The organism is Paenibacillus paeoniae (assembly GCF_003388735.1).
Classification (GTDB): Bacteria; Bacillota; Bacilli; order Paenibacillales; family Paenibacillaceae; genus Pristimantibacillus; species Pristimantibacillus paeoniae.
In genome coordinates this window covers 271821-288274 of the sequence record NZ_QUBQ01000004.1, presented here as the reverse complement: position 1 = coordinate 288274, position 16454 = coordinate 271821, and the positions used below count along the sequence as shown (strand labels likewise).

Below are 16454 nucleotides of genomic sequence, written 5' to 3'. Positions count from 1 at the left end.
GCGTAGCAGAAGGGGCTTAATTCTACAATGGAGTATCTTCTTCCATATATGTTCTTGCTTGAGCATAGTCGCAGGAAAATTTCTTTTGGAGAGTTGCAGTTTTAAGGAAGGATTCAACACTTCGTAATACTTCCACCCTGTTCGGAGCGTCCCTGTTATGTGAAGATGGAGACATCAAGGCGAGCAGCTCCGTCTGCCGGCTTTGACCTTTAGGCTATTGCGGATCCTTCCTTCTATTATTCAATTAAAGGTGAACTAGGGGCGCAGCTTTCCTGAAGAAGTTCTTATGAGAGGAGGCATCCAGGCTATTATATTCCTTCCTTCTAAACCAACTTCCAACGATTAGGGGTATAGCTTTCCTGGTAGTCCTTATGAACATCCATACCATTTATTTGCGAAGAGCAAACAAGTTGATTGTGAATCGGGGGGATTATCCCCGTGACCTGCTGCCCCATACCTACTTGGCGACAGCGCTGAAAAATATTGAAAAACTGGGCTATACGTTCTCGTCTTCATTGATGCAGGCTGTATGCACCTTGTCCGTCAAGCAGTTCGAGGAGCTTTATGTCCGGTTGGTGGCTGATCTGAAAGTGTTGACAGGCGCCCATGTAACGTATAAACCGATGTATCCTGACTTTCCGAATCAAGTCATGCAGGGACATGATGCAGAGTTGTATTTGAATGCGATCTATCACTATTACACACTAAACGTTCCCAAATCCAAGACGTCCAAAAGACCGCTTTTGTCAGATAACGCTAAGCTGAACGTGATTGACTTGGGGAGCGAAGCAGAATTCTATGTCCTGATATCTAGATTGATTCAGGCGAATACATCCATCTCCGAGACGGACAAAGCAGATATGGAAGCGGTAATCGAATCCGCGGATAGTCATAAGCTATGTGAAATTTTACCTGAGAAAATCCCGTTTAAGGAGAATGTGGGATTTGTCGCTGGTGCATTGCTAAAGCATGGCAAAGCCGACATGGAGTTAATTGGACGCTATGTAAAAAATGCAACAGATGTCCTTCGTCTGGCTGTCGCTTGGTCGGAAGGTGATACCAGTCTTGAGAAACCTGTACGCTTTCGCAAATTCAAGCGCTCCGAGAGACGGCTGCTGCTTCAGCTGTTGGAGCAATGTTATCCCATAACGGAGGATATGCTGAGATACAAGCAGCGATGGATTCGTCTCGGCGAAATTTTGCATCCTTCCGAATATAAGAACCGCTATGTGCGCTGCCAGGAAGCCTTTGATATTCTGCGCAATAATAAACCCTTTACGACTTTCCGCGGAAGCGTCGAGCTGGCTCTGCAATATCGGGATGTATGGACATCGATCGATCTCTTGATGCAGCGTCCCGGCGAGTTCGCGAGAAGGTTGGACCATTTGCTGAGAATTGGCGATGGCGATCGGGAACTTGTTGTGGCGGCTTTTAACGAGATTGCGAATCAAATAGCTACGCCTGTCCTGCTGCAGGTAAAGACGCATTTTACTCATCGTCATGAGCGTATTGAGCTGCGAACCTTTTTTCCTAAAGGGAATGTTGCCAAGGCGGTTGCGATTCCTCATCAGCTTCCAGGGTTGGATCATGCGTTGTGCGAGGGAATTGTGCAAATCTGTAACCAGGCGCTTGTTGAGCGCTTCTCGTCTCTTCAGCCGCTTGGAAAAACGTATATTGATCGTCGGTTGGCCAATTGTCTGGTTCCATTCTCTCAGCGGTCGGCAAGCAAGGCACTGCGCACGATCGTTCGGGGAAGCCGTCTGGCAATACCGGAGGGAGATACAATTCGTTTCTTTAGCTGGTGGAAAGAAGGTGATGTGAATGGTAAGCCTACAGGTCGTGTCGATATCGATTTGTCCGCCGTGGTGTACGATAAGCATTGGGGATATATGGAGCATATCTCGTATACGAATCTGAGATCCGCAAGCATGCGCGTTGTGCATAGCGGTGATATTGTATCGGCGCCGCACGGCGCATGTGAGTTCATCGATCTTCATATTCCTTCGATCGTTGAACAGGGTGGCCGTTATGTTATCGCCACGCTTCAGTCTTTTACCGATCAGCCGTATTACGACTTGCCGGAATGCTTCGTGGGCTGGATGATGCGCAAGAAGCCTGATTCGGGTGAAATATTCGAGCCTTCGACGGTAGAAGACAAGATTGATGTGACCGCAGCTACGAAGATTGCGATTCCCGTCATTCTGGATCTCTTGTCGCGTACGGTTGTATGGGCGGATTTGTCTCTGTCCAGACACCCGAACTACTACAACAATGTAGAGGGGAATCAGCGGGGGATTGTGGCTATGGGGAAAGCGATGTGTTCGCTGCGGAGGCCTAATCTGCACGACTTGTTTATGCTCCATGCGATAGCAAGAGGAGAACTTGTCGGGTCTGCAAACGAGGCAGATGCGGTATTTTCGATGGATCAAGGTGTTACGCCGTTCGCTGTTGAGGAGATTATGGCGGAATACCTTGCCTAATAATAGATAGCCCCTGCTGCCAGAGTGGACAGAAGGGGCTTCGTTCCATAAGGAGAGCTCCGGGCAGAGGCATGTCTTACTCTGCGCCGGGAAGCCAATACTTATTGGTCGCTATGACTTTGCCTTTCTTATCAAGCGCCGCCACCTTATAATCCTCCAGATTGGCGGTTGCGGGCATGATTGCAAACCAGTATTTATCGGTCACGTCGCTTTGAATAATCATTTCCGCATCCCAATGGTTGCCGGAATCATCAAGGAGACGAATGCCTTCCATATCGTATGATACTTTTCCAGTAAACAAGTACATATTGCCGATTGTTGTTATAGGTCCCATATATACGTCATTCATAATCGCTATATCTGTACGCAGATCGTCCACGCTGAACAGATGCGACCAGCCGTCGAGACCTGTCCCTACCGCCTTGCTCCCGCCATAGTCCTTCCATTGCAATATATCGATGTAGACGTTGCCCTTGAGGCCTGATTCCTTGGGCATGACCGAGTAGATGATAACCTGGTTGTCAGGAAGCGGCTTCTCGAGTAAAATTTGCTTCTTCCAGCCGGTCTTGCTTCGGAAGTTAATGAGCAAATCACGAATTTCCCAGTCGAGCCCATAGCTTACTATTCCGGCATGGGAAGTCAGGTCCGCTGGGAGTTCCTTCTCCGGCATATTCGTGAAGAAGACGATGAAGCAGAGTGCCGCGACCATCATAACCGCTCCAAGTATTCGCCGCCTTGACCAAGATAAAGCTTGCTTTGTCGACTTGCCAAGGGCCCGACTATGTACATCTGCAGCCATCTTATCTGTGAATGTGCGGGATCGGAGCGGCTGATCCGATTTTAAGTCATCATACCAATTGTTCATGCGCGTCATCCTCCTTCAGCAGTTTGGATAGTTTCTGGCGAGCCATATACACTCTTGACTTCACGGTTCCCTCCGGAATGTCGAGCAGCGAGGCGATCTCGCTCAACGGTAATTGATGTCTCGCGTGAAGCAGCAGCACCTCACGATGCTTTGCGGGCAGGCTGAATACTTGGCGCCATACTGCGACTGCGACAGATGAGGAAGGCATAGTTCCATACCTCTTGCCCGTAGTCTTGCATGAGAGATTCCAGCGTTTGGGCATCCATATCAATAACGTATTTCAAATGTTGGTAGTCCAACATCGCTCACCTCCTACAGAATAGACAAGATAGGGGGACCCGTGGTTCATTGATATCCAACGTTCGCTCAGATAAATTTGCTTGAATTTATCGAATGATAAGAATCTGAACGTCCAAGTTAATGTACAGTATTTGAAAGCACGATTTGCTTTGACATTCTTCAAAAAAGCTAAGATCAAGGCGAGCTTCAATACGATAGCTATGTATCTACAGGGATGATTAATCGGTATTTGTCTATAAAATACGGATAGGCGAACTACAAATGCACTTTCAAGGAAAGGGCATTTGTAGTTCGCCTATTTGATTATGCTATGCTAAACGGCTAATTGTTAACAAAAGCAGCCCTCGGGGGTTGTACACATGCTTTCGTCTTGTGCACAAATTAAGTACTGAATTTTTTTCCATTCGTACATACTTGAGAAGAACAGCTAGAGAACTCACTAATGCAGTTGGAGCATGTCTTTTCGATTCACCTCCTTCATTTCAAAAATATATTTATTACAGATGCGAGGGATTCCTTGAATAAATATTGTATGCTGTGGGTAAAATGAGAATTTTATTTAATAGAGAGGAAATGATCATCTATTTTACAATTATTAATTATTAATTTAATTAAAAGTGTGTAAATAGAATAGTTTATAAATTTATCCGTTTTAAGTATATTCATAATGAGGTAGTCGTAATAGATACGAGTCATGAGATTTCAGGTCTGCGTGTATAAGCATAGGAGGAGGAAGTGGTTTACGGTATGTATAGTGCTGATATGCGGGCTAGAGTATGCGTTTTCAAAGATGGGGCATAAGCAGCCCGCATACTTAAGAACATGAGGTTAAGAGACTAGGAGATTAACAAATGCAGCCTTCAGGGGTTACACAAGTGCTGCCACTTTGCGCGCATACCAAGTACTGAAGTCTTTTTCCATTTGTACATTCTTGAGCGGTACAGGAAGAGAACTCTCTAATACAGCCAGTGCATGCCATTTCGATTCACCTCCTTTACCCAGGAAATTCACTTGTAAGAGAAGTGAAGAAGCGTTTCGAACAAGTATTGTATATTATGGTTACAATGTAAATTTTATTAAATGAAGATGAAATTGTCAACTATTTTACAATAAATAGGGTTTAAAATTGCTTCGAGAGGCTAATTTAATGTTTATCGGAATAATGGGGATATAAATGAGGGTGTGAGTCGATCCATTCTTTCATTTCGATAATCATTTGTTCGTAGCTTGGTACTTGGAACGAAAAATCATCACGGTTATTTCGTAATGTTTTATCCAGATTCACAGCGTCCGAAGGTAAAATGTTTAAATCATTCGACTTAAAATGCTGATTGAAAAGATGCAATAAATCCAGCTTACAGATACTCGCATTGTTTACTAGATTATAGATTCCTGTTATAGGTTCTGTCGCTGCGCGTTCCATAGCTTTAGCCAAAGTTAATGTAGTAACCCCTGTCCAGATAGCACGGGTGTACCCGTGTATAGTCCCGGATTGCTTCATGAACCAATTGAACAAACCAATCCCGTCCCTTTTCATGTCTGGACCTATAATTGAATTTCGAAAGGTTAAATGAAGATGGTTATCTATTTCTCCTAAAGCCTTTGTTCGATCATAAAAAGTTTCACCATCACGTAAGCTTTGTTCACTATAGGGTGCCGCTTTACCCGAAAAAACGCAATCCGTACTCATATGAAAAAGTCTGGTTTGTCTATTTTTCAGCAAATCAACAATTAAATGAGGCAAATAAGTATTGAGATAGACGGCCCGTAATGGATCACGATCGCATGCGTCGTTTAAGACACCGATACAATTAATAATGACATCATAGTGTTCAGACAGTATAGATTTCAGCACGGATGGATCGGAGAGGTCGCCATTTTGATTATAGCCATAGGGGAATGTCGTTCTGGAGTGGGTAGTAACTTCATGTCCTCTCTCATGCAAATATAAGGAGATGGTGTGACCTGCCATGCCCGTTGCGCCAAGAACCAAAAATTTCATCTTGTTCAACCCTTCCATGCGCGAAGCTCTTCTTGAACGAACGCCAGTTGTAACAGCTTTTCTTTGATTTCAGGGACAGAAAGAATCTTGGTGTTATTCGAGTTGTATTCATCGGTTAACATAATTTTATGTGACCCGTCTTCAAGATATTTCCCATAGTTCAAATCACGATTGTCTGAAGGGACCCGGTAGAAATGATCCAGCTCAACCGCTTTCGCCGCCTCTTCTTTGGTTAGCAGCACCTCGTAAACTTTCTCGCCGTGACGTGTTCCAATTACTTCGATATTATTATTCGCGCCAAATAATTCTTTCAATGCTTGCGCTAAATCACCAATATAAGAAGACGGAGATTTCTGAACCATGATGTCCCCGTTCGATGCATGATGGAAGGCATATAACACCAGTTCAACGGCTTCTTCAAGACTCATAATAAATCGCGTCATTTTGGGATCCGTTATCGTAATTGGTTTTCCGGCTTTAATCTGTTCGATGAATAAGGGGATGACAGAGCCGCGAGAGGCCATGACGTTCCCGTATCTCGTACCGCAGATTAAGGTTTTGTCTGGAGAGACCATTCTGGATTTGGCAATGAATGTTTTCTCCATCATCGCTTTTGAAATGCCCATTGCATTTACGGGATAAGCGGCTTTGTCGGTAGACAGACAGATGACTTTTTTCACACCTGCTTGTATCGCTGCAGTCAGTACATTGTCTGTTCCCAGCACATTGGTTTTGACCGCTTCCAGCGGGAAAAATTCACAGGATGGAACTTGCTTAAGGGCAGCAGCGTGAAACACATAATCCACATCGAACATGGCCGTATTTACACTGCTAATATCCCGTACATCCCCAATGAAAAACTTGATTTTATTGTTTTTATACAACGTACGCATGTCATCTTGCTTCTTTTCATCTCGGGAGAATATCCGGATTTCCTTAATATCCGTATTTAAAAACCGTTCCAATACCACATTGCCAAATGAACCCGTACCGCCTGTGATGAGCAACGTTTTATCTGTAAACATGATAGCCCGGCACCTTCCCTTGAAGAGACTTATTTCAATCCTCGTTGATATAAATCGTATTCAGAATTTGTCCGCGGGTAATTGTACCAATAAGCGAAAATGCCCGTGTAATTGCGGCTTGGGTTTCGATTAAGCAAGGCTCTATTAAAATCGCAATCCCCCGCCATATCGCTTCTAACGGTAAATCTGGCATCGCCAATAAAGCTTCTGCGAATGATTTTGAACTGCCCACACCAGCCATATCGATTATCCTCGGTTATCACAAAAGGAAGGCCCAATTTGGTGAGCATGTTGTAGTAATAAAAGTCATATTGACCATCTACTTGTGCCAGCACATCCCGAATTGTAGGCAAATACATATCATCGCTATCAATGATTCCAACGTAGTCGCCGGTTGCGGCCTCTATACAGCGGTTATAAGAATAACTGGCGCCCATATTTTTTTCGTTAAGTAATATATTTAACTGAGGACAACCTTTTTGATATTCTTGCAGAATGGCTAGGGTTCCATCGCTGGAGCCGTCATCACATACGATAATTTCATCAGCATATTCTTTGGGAATGCTATCTAACATGGTTCTAATCCATTGTTCACTGTTGTAAACCGGGCTTATAAAACTGAATTTCATAGAGACCCTCATTTCTTCACAAATTACATGTACTCCGCCACTATATGCATGACGTAATTCAAAGGTTCCGCGATCCCTTTTGCAATGGTAAATAAGCAGCTTTGCAGGAGCTGACATCAACAGTCGACTCCAGCTCAAGCGATCGTTGGACATGTCAAATAGTCATAGCGGATTAACAGCCCATAAGGGCGTTAGCGCTATGACCATGGGTTGGACCACGATAGGGCAGGTGGGCAGCAAACCTTTCAAGCCGCTCGGAATAATACGATCAAGCAAAGCAGCAGCGTTCGTCGGATGAAGACCATGGGGGTGCAGTTCTATTGATTCAGCCTGCAAGGCTGGAAGTGTATCGGGAGCTGCCGACGATGTTTTCTAGCTGGAGCTGTCCTTGATCATTTGTTGTATTTGTCGTGTCACCCGTTCTCCCAGCTCAGGCGACGCTTGGGACAGATAGTTCAGCACGATGCTGCGAGTCTCATGGGAGATGCCGGCAAGGTCAGCGGCCAGATTATCGACCAGATGCTCTTGCTGTACAGGAGAAAGGGCAAGATAATATTGTCCGGCTTGCGTGAAGTCGTCGGGCTTCGGAATCTCAGAGCGCTGGAGGCGGCCTTCTACATGGCGTCCATCGCCGCTGGTTATGATATTAGCGGGCGTCCAATTCTCCTGATGATTGACAGGGATTTTGCGAAAGTCGGGTCCGAGCCGCCGGCGCTGCGAATCCCAATAAATATTGGCACGCCCCTGAAGCATCTTGTCATCCGACAACTCAGCGCCTTCGAGCAGATTAGTAGGTGAGAAGGCGAGTTTCTCCACCTGCTCCATATAGTTATCCGGATTGCGGTTCAGCACCAGCCGGCCTGCCGGTCTCATCGGGTAAAGGCGTTCGTCCCATACCTTCGTATCATCCAACGGGTCGAAAGGCAGTATGGACTCATCTTGCGGGTTCATTAGCTGAACATATAGTTCGTATTCTACGGTTTTTCCTGATGCCAAGGCATCGTAGAGATCCTTGCCGGCGTAATCCGGATTTTCCGAGCTTAATCGGGCCGCTTCTTGGCGGTCTATGTATTGCACGCCAGCCGCGGGCATCCAGTGATACTTCACATAGGTGCGGGCGCCTTGCGCATCCCTCCATACATACGTGTTGACACTATGTCCGGTGATATGGCGGAGACTTTTGACCGTGCCTGCATCGGAGTAGAGATAGACCAGGAAATGGATCGACTCCGGTGCCCTGGCGATGAAGCTCCAGAATCGTTCGGGATCAATCAGGTTATTTTCGGGCGAGGGGAGGAACGCCTTAATAGACTCCGGGAAGCGGATGGCATCCCGTACGGAGAAGACGGGGATGTTGTTGCAGATGAGATCGAACACCCCTTTGTCGGTATAGAACTTGGTGGCGAAGCCGCGCACATTGCGGGATGTATCTGGGGTGCCCCGGTTGCTTACCGCCAGTGAGAATCTTACGGCGACAGGAATCTGCTGGCCGGGGGTTTGCAGAAAGGAAAGCTGGGTATACGGCGTCATGGAGTGTACAGTCTCGAAGTAGCCAAAGGCGCCATAGCCCTTCACATGCACCGGCCTTTCGATGATTTTCTCATGTACAAAAGTCTCCAGCGTCTCATGCAGCACGCTGTCTTGCTCCAATACGGGCCCGCGTTCTCCTACTGTCTGCGAATGCAACGCGGCTGGCTGGTCACCCGCCCAATGCGCAGAGGCGAGGTTCTGGCGCTGTCCATCTTTTGCCTCATGCTGCGATGTCTGAACGGATGGCCTTCGAGGAAATCTGTTTTGATCAACCATGTTTCTACCTCCTATTTCTATAAGATTGTCTCCCTATTACCTTATGGTTCAGGCTTGGCATCCATGCTATTATCCATTGTATAAAGGAGTGAATGGAGTATGGCCACCATCTTAATTGCAGAAGACGATGCGCATATTCGCGAGCTGATTAGCGAGCATATGCAGAGTGCCGGGTTTATAACAGTGGAGGCTGGCGACGGCGTCGAGGCACTGGATATTGTGCAGAACAGTGAAATTGATCTTATCATTCTCGATATTATGATGCCGCAGATGGACGGCTGGGAGTTATGCAAGGAAATCCGCAGCAGGGGACGGGATATGCCAATTCTTATGCTCACGGCGAAAGGCGAGACGGGGCAGAAGGTGAAGGGGTTCCAGCTGGGAACAGACGATTATTTGACCAAACCCTTTGATCCGGCAGAGCTGGTATTGCGAGTAAAAGCTTTGCTTAAGCGGTACCGGATTGCTTTCTCGCAGCTTGTTCAGTTGGGCGGAATTGTGTTGAATCGTTTGACTTATAAGGTGATGCGTGGAGAGGAGGAGCTTACTTTGCCGCTCAAGGAATTTGAGCTTCTGTTCAAGCTGGCCTGTCATCCCGGCCAAATCTTTACGCGAGAACAGCTTATCGTGCATATATGGGGGATGGCGTATGAGGGCGACGACCGAACCGTCGATGTGCATATCAAAAGACTTCGGGAGCGATTCGCGGACGAGTCCAACGGATTCCGCATAGAGACAGCTCGCGGTCTCGGCTACCGGGTTGTGAGCCAGCCATGATTAGGACGCTTTATGTCCGTGTCGTCCTGACCTTTCTGGCGATTATACTCATGGCGATTGTTGGGGCTGCTCTGATCGGGTTCGTTCTGTTCCAAAGGGATCTGAATGATCTACAGCAGGAAGAGATGCGGACTGCGGGCGAGCATATCATTAGCCTGTACGAACAAACGAATGTACAGGACCTGGAACGGTTCATCGTCGATATCTCCTCGCTCACCTCGTATCCCGTTCGAATACTGGATCGTTCCAGCGATGGAACAGACTATCGAGACATTAATGAGTCTTACGATGTTCATCTCTCACGGGAAATCGTGCAGAGAGTGCTGGACGGAGAGACGTATCAAGCGGTGATCAAGAAAGAGGGGGCATTCATCGGTCTTCCTATTTCCTATAAACAAGAGTCGTATGCGTTGGTGCTGCTTTCCTCCTCCAGGAATGAAGTTCTCATTATCCGGTTATTTCTGTTCATTCTTGGCCTGGTGTTATTCATTGGAAGCTTGCTCATACTCTTTGCTGCAGGATACCTGGTGAAGCCTCTTAAAGGATTGACAACGGCCGCAAGGCGTCTGGCTAAAGGCGACTTCGATGTAGCACTGCGGATGAAGCGAGGGGATGAGATTGGGACGCTGGCGCAAAGCTTTAATGAGATGGCGGTGGAGCTTAAGGAGTTGGAGACGATGAGGCAGGATTTTGTCTCTAACGTATCGCATGAGATTCAGACTCCCTTGACCTCCATTTCCGGATTCGCAAAAACGCTTAGGTATAATAAACAGATGACTGCCGACAAGCGAGATCGTTATCTCGATATTATTGTGGCGGAGAGTGAGAGGCTGTCCAGACTTGGCGATAATCTGCTGAAGCTGGCTTCACTTGATTCCAATCACCATCCGTTCGAGGCTCGGGCATACCATCTCGATGAACAGATTAGACGAGTCGTTGTCGCATGCGAGCCGCAATGGTCAGCCAAAGGGCTTCAGGTGGAAGTAGATTTGCCCGTGGCAGCCCGTATTATTGCGGATGAGGATCAATTGAGCCAAGTGTGGCTCAATGTGCTGGGCAACAGCATCAAATTTACGCCTGAAGGCGGCCGTATTCATATTGCGCTCACTTCTACGCCCACTACTCATACGATCACCTTGAGTGATACGGGGCGAGGCATGTCTCCTGAGGAGCTTGGCCGTGTATTCGAGCGGTTCTATAAAGCTGATCGTTCACGTAGTGGTGGCGGCAACGGTCTTGGACTAGCCATTGTCCATAAAATCATCGCTCATCATCATGGGGATATCGAACTGCGGAGCGAAGCGGGACTAGGGACGGAAGTAATCGTCAGGCTCCCCTTGTCGCCCCCGGTTTCCCATGATTAAGACGTGTTCCATTTGCCTCAGCTACATATCCCGCTTGTATGGTGGACACCTTCCGGTGGCAATTTATAGGTAGACAGCTACCCTGGTCTATATTCCGATGCATCTTGGTTGAAGGCAGTTCATGCTCCGTTCATATTGCTCTCCTATGCTCATGATGCACAGCTGCACAATAGCGAATGGAGGAAGAATGATAATGATGGATTCATTAAAATGGCTGACGGTGTATGAGATGATACTAGGCGTGATTCATTTGTTTCTATTGGTATGGTATGCGATACCTGTAACTCGGAGGAGCGCTCGCTGGATTGATTTTGTGCCGAGCGCAGGCGTAATTATCATGCTTGCGAGCTTATGGTCAGGGGATACGTCTCTGCTGGCTCTGGTTTTCTATTTCTTGACGATCATCTTATTTCTGAGCACCGTGAAGAGGGTCTTCAAAGTCAATCCGCTGATCGCGGCGCCGAAGCGAATAGGATTCAAGGCTGTCAAAGTCGTACTAAGCCTATTCGGCGTACTCGTTCTAGCCTTTGCGGTTCAATACGGGGGTGAGATGCGATATAACCCTAGTAGCGACTTCAGCGGTCTTGGCTACTCCGATGCGTTTGTCCAATTAAATGAGCGTTTATCAGTCGAATACCCTTTTGGCGATTGGAAGAAAATCGATTGGGATCGGCTGAAGGATCAATATGAGCCGATTTTTGCGGAAGCAGAGAAGACCCGGGATAAAGATTTGTACAACAAAACGCTGAGAGATTATTTGGCGACGATGCGGGACGGCCATATTCGAATTGTGAATGATAAGGTGTACGATAGCCCCGTGTATAAGAAAGAGGGGGGAGGCGGCTTTGGCATTAGCACGATCCGGTTGGATAACGGGCGGGTGCTCGTTACTCTTGTGCTGAAGGACAGCCCCGCCGACAAGGTAGGAATAAAGGTAGGCACGGAAATTATAAGTTGGGACGGCGTAGATGCGGGGATGGCTTACCGATTGACCCGTTGGAGCGACAGCCCAAATACGAATCAGAACGAAAATGTGAACCAAGGAAGATTTATGGTTAGGGCGTCAATCGGGCAGGAAGTGACGGTTGTGTATAAGCATGAAGCTGACGGAGAGGTAATGACCGCTCGGTTGAAGGCATACGACGATCAGTATGAGACGCTTAGAAGAACAAAACCGCAGCTAACAAGGGAAACGCCTCTAATTGAGGGCAGCATACTAGACAATGGATACGGTTATATCAAGATAACAAGCTTTTTGCCTGACAAGGCGGCTTCTGATCCTTCCGGTATTCTCAAGCATTTGCTGAATGATATGATAGCGAAACAAGTGAAGGGGCTTATTATCGATCTGCGGGATAACCCGGGCGGCGAGGATGCGTTGGTTGTTAAGATGGCGGGGCATTTTGTGAGCCAGGCTACACGATATTCATATGTAAGCTACTACAACCGGCATACCGGGAAGTTTGAAATCAATAAAGGCGAGGACTATAAGGCTATTCCCTCTAAGCCGCAATATCATGGAAAGATTGCCATACTGGTAAATGGGCGGACGGCGAGCTCAGGAGAAGGGCTTCCGCTCCTATTAAAGGGCCAGCCGAATGTGACAATCGTTGGCTTTACGGGCACGAATGGCTCCTTCGGTGTAGCCTCAAGTCCGATAATGGTCAAAATGCCGGAGGGTTATATGGTGGAATCGGCGGATGGCCGTGCCTTGGATGTGGACGGAGTTATTCAAGGAGATGGGGATGATACGGGGGCAGGCGGTGCAATACCGGATATTCGTATTCCATTAGATGAAGAAACATTTGCTAAGAAGTATGTAGAGGGATCGGATGTCGAGATCTTGTATGCTATCGAAGCTATGGAACCGTAAGGTCTTAATCAAACATTAGTTACGAGTGATATGGTAAAGTGAAAGAAGCAAGGAGAGCAGAGAGGAGGTCAACTATGCTAGCAGTCTTAAGGCAAGCTCAAGGGAAGTATATAGCGCGCTTCGAGCGCCAGTTGAAGCATGCAGTGGAGAAAGCTTGGGCGACGCTTACGGATAACGATCAGCTTAAGGAGTGGTTTCCCGAGTTGCATGTTGATGATCTGCGAGAAGGCGGGGTCATCAAGTTCGATATGGGGGACGACACGTTCGAGGAGATGGCGATCCTGGAGTTAAAGGAGCAATCTGTACTTGAGTATACGTGGGGCGAGGATCAGGTTCGATTCGAGCTGTACCCGGAATCGGCAGGCTGCCGGTTGGTCTTCATTGAAACGATTAACCAATTAACCGACCATACTCCGAAGGATTTGGCAGGCTGGCATATATGTCTGGATGTGATCGAAGCTCTGCTGGCGGGCAAGACGATTGAATCACGCGAGGGCTTGTGGGAGATTCGATATAAGGAATATGCACAGCTTATTGATCTTCTTCAAAAAAGCTGACGATAAGGATCCGACCCGCCATCATCTGGCGGGTCGGTCTAGTTATAGGCTTGCTTAAACTGGAATATACCGCTTGACCGTCTGGATAATGAGCGGAGTACCGATCAGGGTAGGGATGAACCAAAGCAAGAGCGTTGGAATTCCTGCAAGTCGGGTGATAGATTCACCGTTGGTCACAAGAATGGCCGTTATCACCCCGATATACGATCCAAGCATACCGACTATATGTTTACGCAGCCAGTTATCCCGCTTCCGTTTGCGTGCGAGATACCCATAGAGCGCTTGCCCGTAGGAGAATAGGGCGATGAAAAAAAGATAATACAGCTCCGACCATTTCATGATCGCCATTGCAATAGAGGTTACAAACACGATCAAGTAGAAGGCATGGTAGGTTTCTCCGACAAGTGTGTGGACGCCCTTCCGCTTGCGGGCTCCCATGGCAATTGCCCCCGCCAGCAAGCATATCGTCCCCGCAATAATATGAACAAAAAGAATGCTGGTATAAAGTGAAGTCATAGCCTTGCTCCTCTCTGATTGCCTTTAAATGAACAGTGTTCAGTTGATGGCTTGAAAAAAGGCCTACGCATGCAAGGCCTTATAAATCATAGTTTTCGCTTGTGTCACCAGCTTCATCGTACGTTTCTCATCGAACATCGGCATTTGAATCGCTAAGGATACGATTCCATGCAGCATGGCCCATAGGACATCGCTATAGGACGCGGCATCATCCTGCGTTAATTCCTTCTGATCCATGGCATCTTGCACGGAGTCGAGCAGAACCTGAAAGGCTTGCACGCGAGGGCCATCTTCTCCTACACGCGACTCAATCAGATAGTCGGTCCTCCACATGAACATCAACCGATAAGAGGCGGGATTGCTCAGTCCGAATCGGACATAGGCTTCGCCTAGATGGCTTAGCCGCTCCCAGGCATCCGTGCTTTTGTCAGCAGCTTCGGCCAGTTGATTTCGGAAGAGAGTGAAAGCATCATCGACAACAGTGAACAACAAGTCATCCTTATCACGAAAGTACAAGTACAAGGTAGCGACTGAATAGCCGATTCGCGCAGCCAGCTTTCGCATGGAGAATTCATGGTAGCCCAGCTCAAAAAACATTTCGCTTGCGGTTTGCAGAATGAGCCGCCGAAGCTGCTCCTTTTGCTCGCCGCGCCGTCGCCGGACAACAGGGCGGGGATTGCTTGGTTTATCGTCAAACGTGTTAGGCATAACCACCATCCTATTTAATTAACAGTGTTCATTTATTGTAACCTGCTTTTACAACCATTGGCAATACTTTCTTTGATGCTCTTAATAAAAAGGAACGGCTTTGCTCCTGTTGAGAAGAAGCAAAGCTATTCCTTGGTTTGTCCTATGCACATCAGGTCTCTTTTGATATATATAGTGGATATTCCGCAATTACGTTTTGCTCAGCATCACGAAGAATGAAGGGATAGATGCCGGGCTGTGTGACTACGGCTCGAATTTCACGCTGCATATCCATGCCAGGCGGCATACCGGGAGGCCGGACGCTCACGATCTGGTCAATTCGGTTGTGAATGAGCATCGTGCCGCTTGGATTATACATGGATAGAGTGACCGATTGGCGCTGATCGTTCTTCAACCATAGTTTTATCCATACTTGTATAATGGCGACGGCCGGATAAGTGCGAACGGCAACGCGATTTTTAATATGAATGATGGAATGATTCTTTAGGGTTGAATCAAACTCTATTTTGTCTGCAACGACCAATTGTCCTGCTAGTGCGGCTGTCATGATTAGATTACCTCCTGATCGGTTTGTGGGGAATGGGGCGTAATGTGGTTCAAATAGAGCTGTTGATCGGTAAAGCGGCGCATGCGGCTATGGCTCCACTCCGCGACGGTATAGCCGGGCTGAATAAGTGCACTCCAGGCCGGATGGCTTTGCGGCGCATGAAGAACGGTTGCATGGTTTCCCCAGCTTTTGCGCTTGATGCCGCACAGCCATTCGGGTGCATCCAGTAAGATGATAAGTGTTCCACTGGCGGGAGAAGCATGAGTTGACAGCCATTCGTCAATCGATTTGAAAGCAGCATGAGAATAGTCAATGCGTATGACGGTTACACGTGCATGCACCGGAATATCGTGTAACGCCAGCAATCGGTGCAGCAGGGACTGCTCGGAAGCTCTTAACCGCTTCTTGTAATGCCACAAAAGCACGGCTACTACGGCCATTATGATGCATAATAGAATCGCTGCATATCGTATCATAGGTCTATTGATATCTCCTTGCTCCGCTTCAGGCTCGAATACAGCTCCAGCAGCATCGTTCCGCTGACAATGACCGTAATGCCTGCCAACGCGAGCATAGCGGAATCCATGTCCTGCGGGGCCCGTTCGGGCAATGCCATCCGGCCGCCGGCCAGCAGCATAAGAATCACGTTACGTATGACAGGGTACTTATTCAGCGCTTCTATTTGTCCGAAGCAAGAACAACTGGTATCCTCGTTCTCCTGAATACGTCTTTTTCGAAGCAGCATTATGGTGAATCCGGCAAAGAGCAGCACGGCGAGACTATCCTTCCAGACGAACCACAATCCAGAGCCGTATAGCAAAAATAAAGCAAGCTCCATAAATAATACACTGCCAGCGGCAAAGGTCAGGAGCTGCTTGGGCAGCACGCGATAGGAAGCAATGGACAGGCGGAAATCGGCAAACGATGAGCCCAGCTTGGAGAATGCAGCAAGGAAAAACATCGCGGCCAGCAGCGTATCGATCAGAAAAGCCATTATATTCATAG

General features: G+C 47.5%; 16 protein-coding genes. 5 read left to right on the top strand and 11 right to left on the bottom strand.

Features of this window, described 5'->3' with window-relative positions; translation table 11 throughout:
• Positions 1-371: 371 nt before the first annotated feature.
• On the top strand, positions 372-2480 hold the full coding sequence (locus tag DX130_RS19645; protein ID WP_116048260.1) for a TerD family protein: 2109 nt from the start codon (positions 372-374) through the stop codon (positions 2478-2480).
• 76 nt (positions 2481-2556) lie between these two features.
• On the opposite strand, the gene DX130_RS19640 is transcribed toward DX130_RS19645, so the two are convergent.
• The 6 genes from DX130_RS19640 to DX130_RS19615 form a co-directional block, all read right to left on the bottom strand.
• Entirely contained in the window at positions 2557-3345 is a 789-nt protein-coding gene (locus DX130_RS19640) for a hypothetical protein (RefSeq protein ID WP_116048258.1), read from the bottom strand.
• Positions 3329-3553: an RNA polymerase sigma factor gene (locus DX130_RS19635; protein WP_240644600.1), complete on the bottom strand. Its 225-nt coding sequence runs from the start codon at positions 3551-3553 to the stop codon at positions 3329-3331. Before DX130_RS19635 ends, DX130_RS19640 begins: the two co-directional genes overlap by 17 nt.
• A 1236-nt stretch (positions 3554-4789) precedes the next feature.
• Positions 4790-5665, bottom strand: coding sequence for an SDR family oxidoreductase (locus DX130_RS19630; protein ID WP_240644599.1), 876 nt, complete (start codon positions 5663-5665; stop codon positions 4790-4792).
• Positions 5653-6672 (bottom strand): polysaccharide biosynthesis protein, encoded by a 1020-nt coding sequence (locus DX130_RS19625; RefSeq protein WP_116048256.1) that lies wholly within the window; start codon positions 6670-6672, stop codon positions 5653-5655. The genes DX130_RS19630 and DX130_RS19625 overlap by 13 nt, the downstream gene beginning before the upstream one ends.
• Before the next feature lie 29 nt (positions 6673-6701).
• Positions 6702-7418 carry a glycosyltransferase family 2 protein gene (locus tag DX130_RS19620; protein WP_240644598.1) on the bottom strand — a complete coding sequence of 239 codons (717 nt, stop codon included), beginning with the start codon at positions 7416-7418 and terminating at the stop codon, positions 6702-6704.
• 255 nt (positions 7419-7673) lie between these two features.
• Positions 7674-9107 carry a catalase gene (locus DX130_RS19615; RefSeq protein WP_116048255.1) on the bottom strand — a complete coding sequence of 478 codons (1434 nt, stop codon included), beginning with the start codon at positions 9105-9107 and terminating at the stop codon, positions 7674-7676.
• 99 nt (positions 9108-9206) lie between these two features.
• On the opposite strand from DX130_RS19615, the gene DX130_RS19610 reads away from it, so the two are divergent.
• The 4 genes from DX130_RS19610 to DX130_RS19595 all read left to right on the top strand — a co-directional run bounded on the left by DX130_RS19610 (position 9207) and on the right by DX130_RS19595 (position 13678).
• A complete protein-coding gene (locus tag DX130_RS19610; protein ID WP_116048253.1) occupies positions 9207-9884 on the top strand; it encodes a response regulator transcription factor in 678 nt (225 codons plus the stop codon).
• Positions 9881-11248 (top strand): sensor histidine kinase, encoded by a 1368-nt coding sequence (locus DX130_RS19605; protein ID WP_116048251.1) that lies wholly within the window; start codon positions 9881-9883, stop codon positions 11246-11248. The genes DX130_RS19610 and DX130_RS19605 overlap by 4 nt, the downstream gene beginning before the upstream one ends.
• 193 nt (positions 11249-11441) lie before the next feature.
• Complete coding sequence (locus DX130_RS19600; protein ID WP_165861370.1) at positions 11442-13121, top strand: S41 family peptidase; 1680 nt, start codon at positions 11442-11444, stop codon at positions 13119-13121.
• A gap of 74 nt (positions 13122-13195) precedes the next feature.
• The gene (locus tag DX130_RS19595; RefSeq protein WP_116048248.1) at positions 13196-13678 is read left to right on the top strand and encodes an SRPBCC family protein; all 483 of its coding nucleotides are present in this window, start codon (positions 13196-13198) and stop codon (positions 13676-13678) included.
• 54 nt (positions 13679-13732) lie between these two features.
• Here DX130_RS19595 and DX130_RS19590 read toward each other — a convergent pair whose 3' ends face one another.
• The 5 genes from DX130_RS19590 to DX130_RS19570 form a co-directional block, all read right to left on the bottom strand.
• The gene (locus DX130_RS19590; protein ID WP_116048246.1) at positions 13733-14194 is read right to left on the bottom strand and encodes a DUF2306 domain-containing protein; all 462 of its coding nucleotides are present in this window, start codon (positions 14192-14194) and stop codon (positions 13733-13735) included.
• A gap of 63 nt (positions 14195-14257) precedes the next feature.
• On the bottom strand, positions 14258-14902 hold the full coding sequence (locus tag DX130_RS19585; RefSeq protein WP_165861369.1) for a TetR/AcrR family transcriptional regulator: 645 nt from the start codon (positions 14900-14902) through the stop codon (positions 14258-14260).
• Positions 14903-15053: 151 nt separating this feature from the next.
• Positions 15054-15449: a hypothetical protein gene (locus DX130_RS19580; RefSeq protein WP_116048243.1), complete on the bottom strand. Its 396-nt coding sequence runs from the start codon at positions 15447-15449 to the stop codon at positions 15054-15056.
• Between the two features lie 2 nt (positions 15450-15451).
• Positions 15452-15925, bottom strand: a complete 474-nt coding sequence (locus tag DX130_RS19575) for a hypothetical protein (RefSeq protein WP_116048241.1) — start codon at positions 15923-15925, stop codon at positions 15452-15454.
• Entirely contained in the window at positions 15922-16452 is a 531-nt protein-coding gene (locus tag DX130_RS19570; protein ID WP_133297951.1) for a MauE/DoxX family redox-associated membrane protein, read from the bottom strand. The genes DX130_RS19575 and DX130_RS19570 overlap by 4 nt, the downstream gene beginning before the upstream one ends.
• Between the last annotated feature and the right edge of the window lie 2 nt (positions 16453-16454).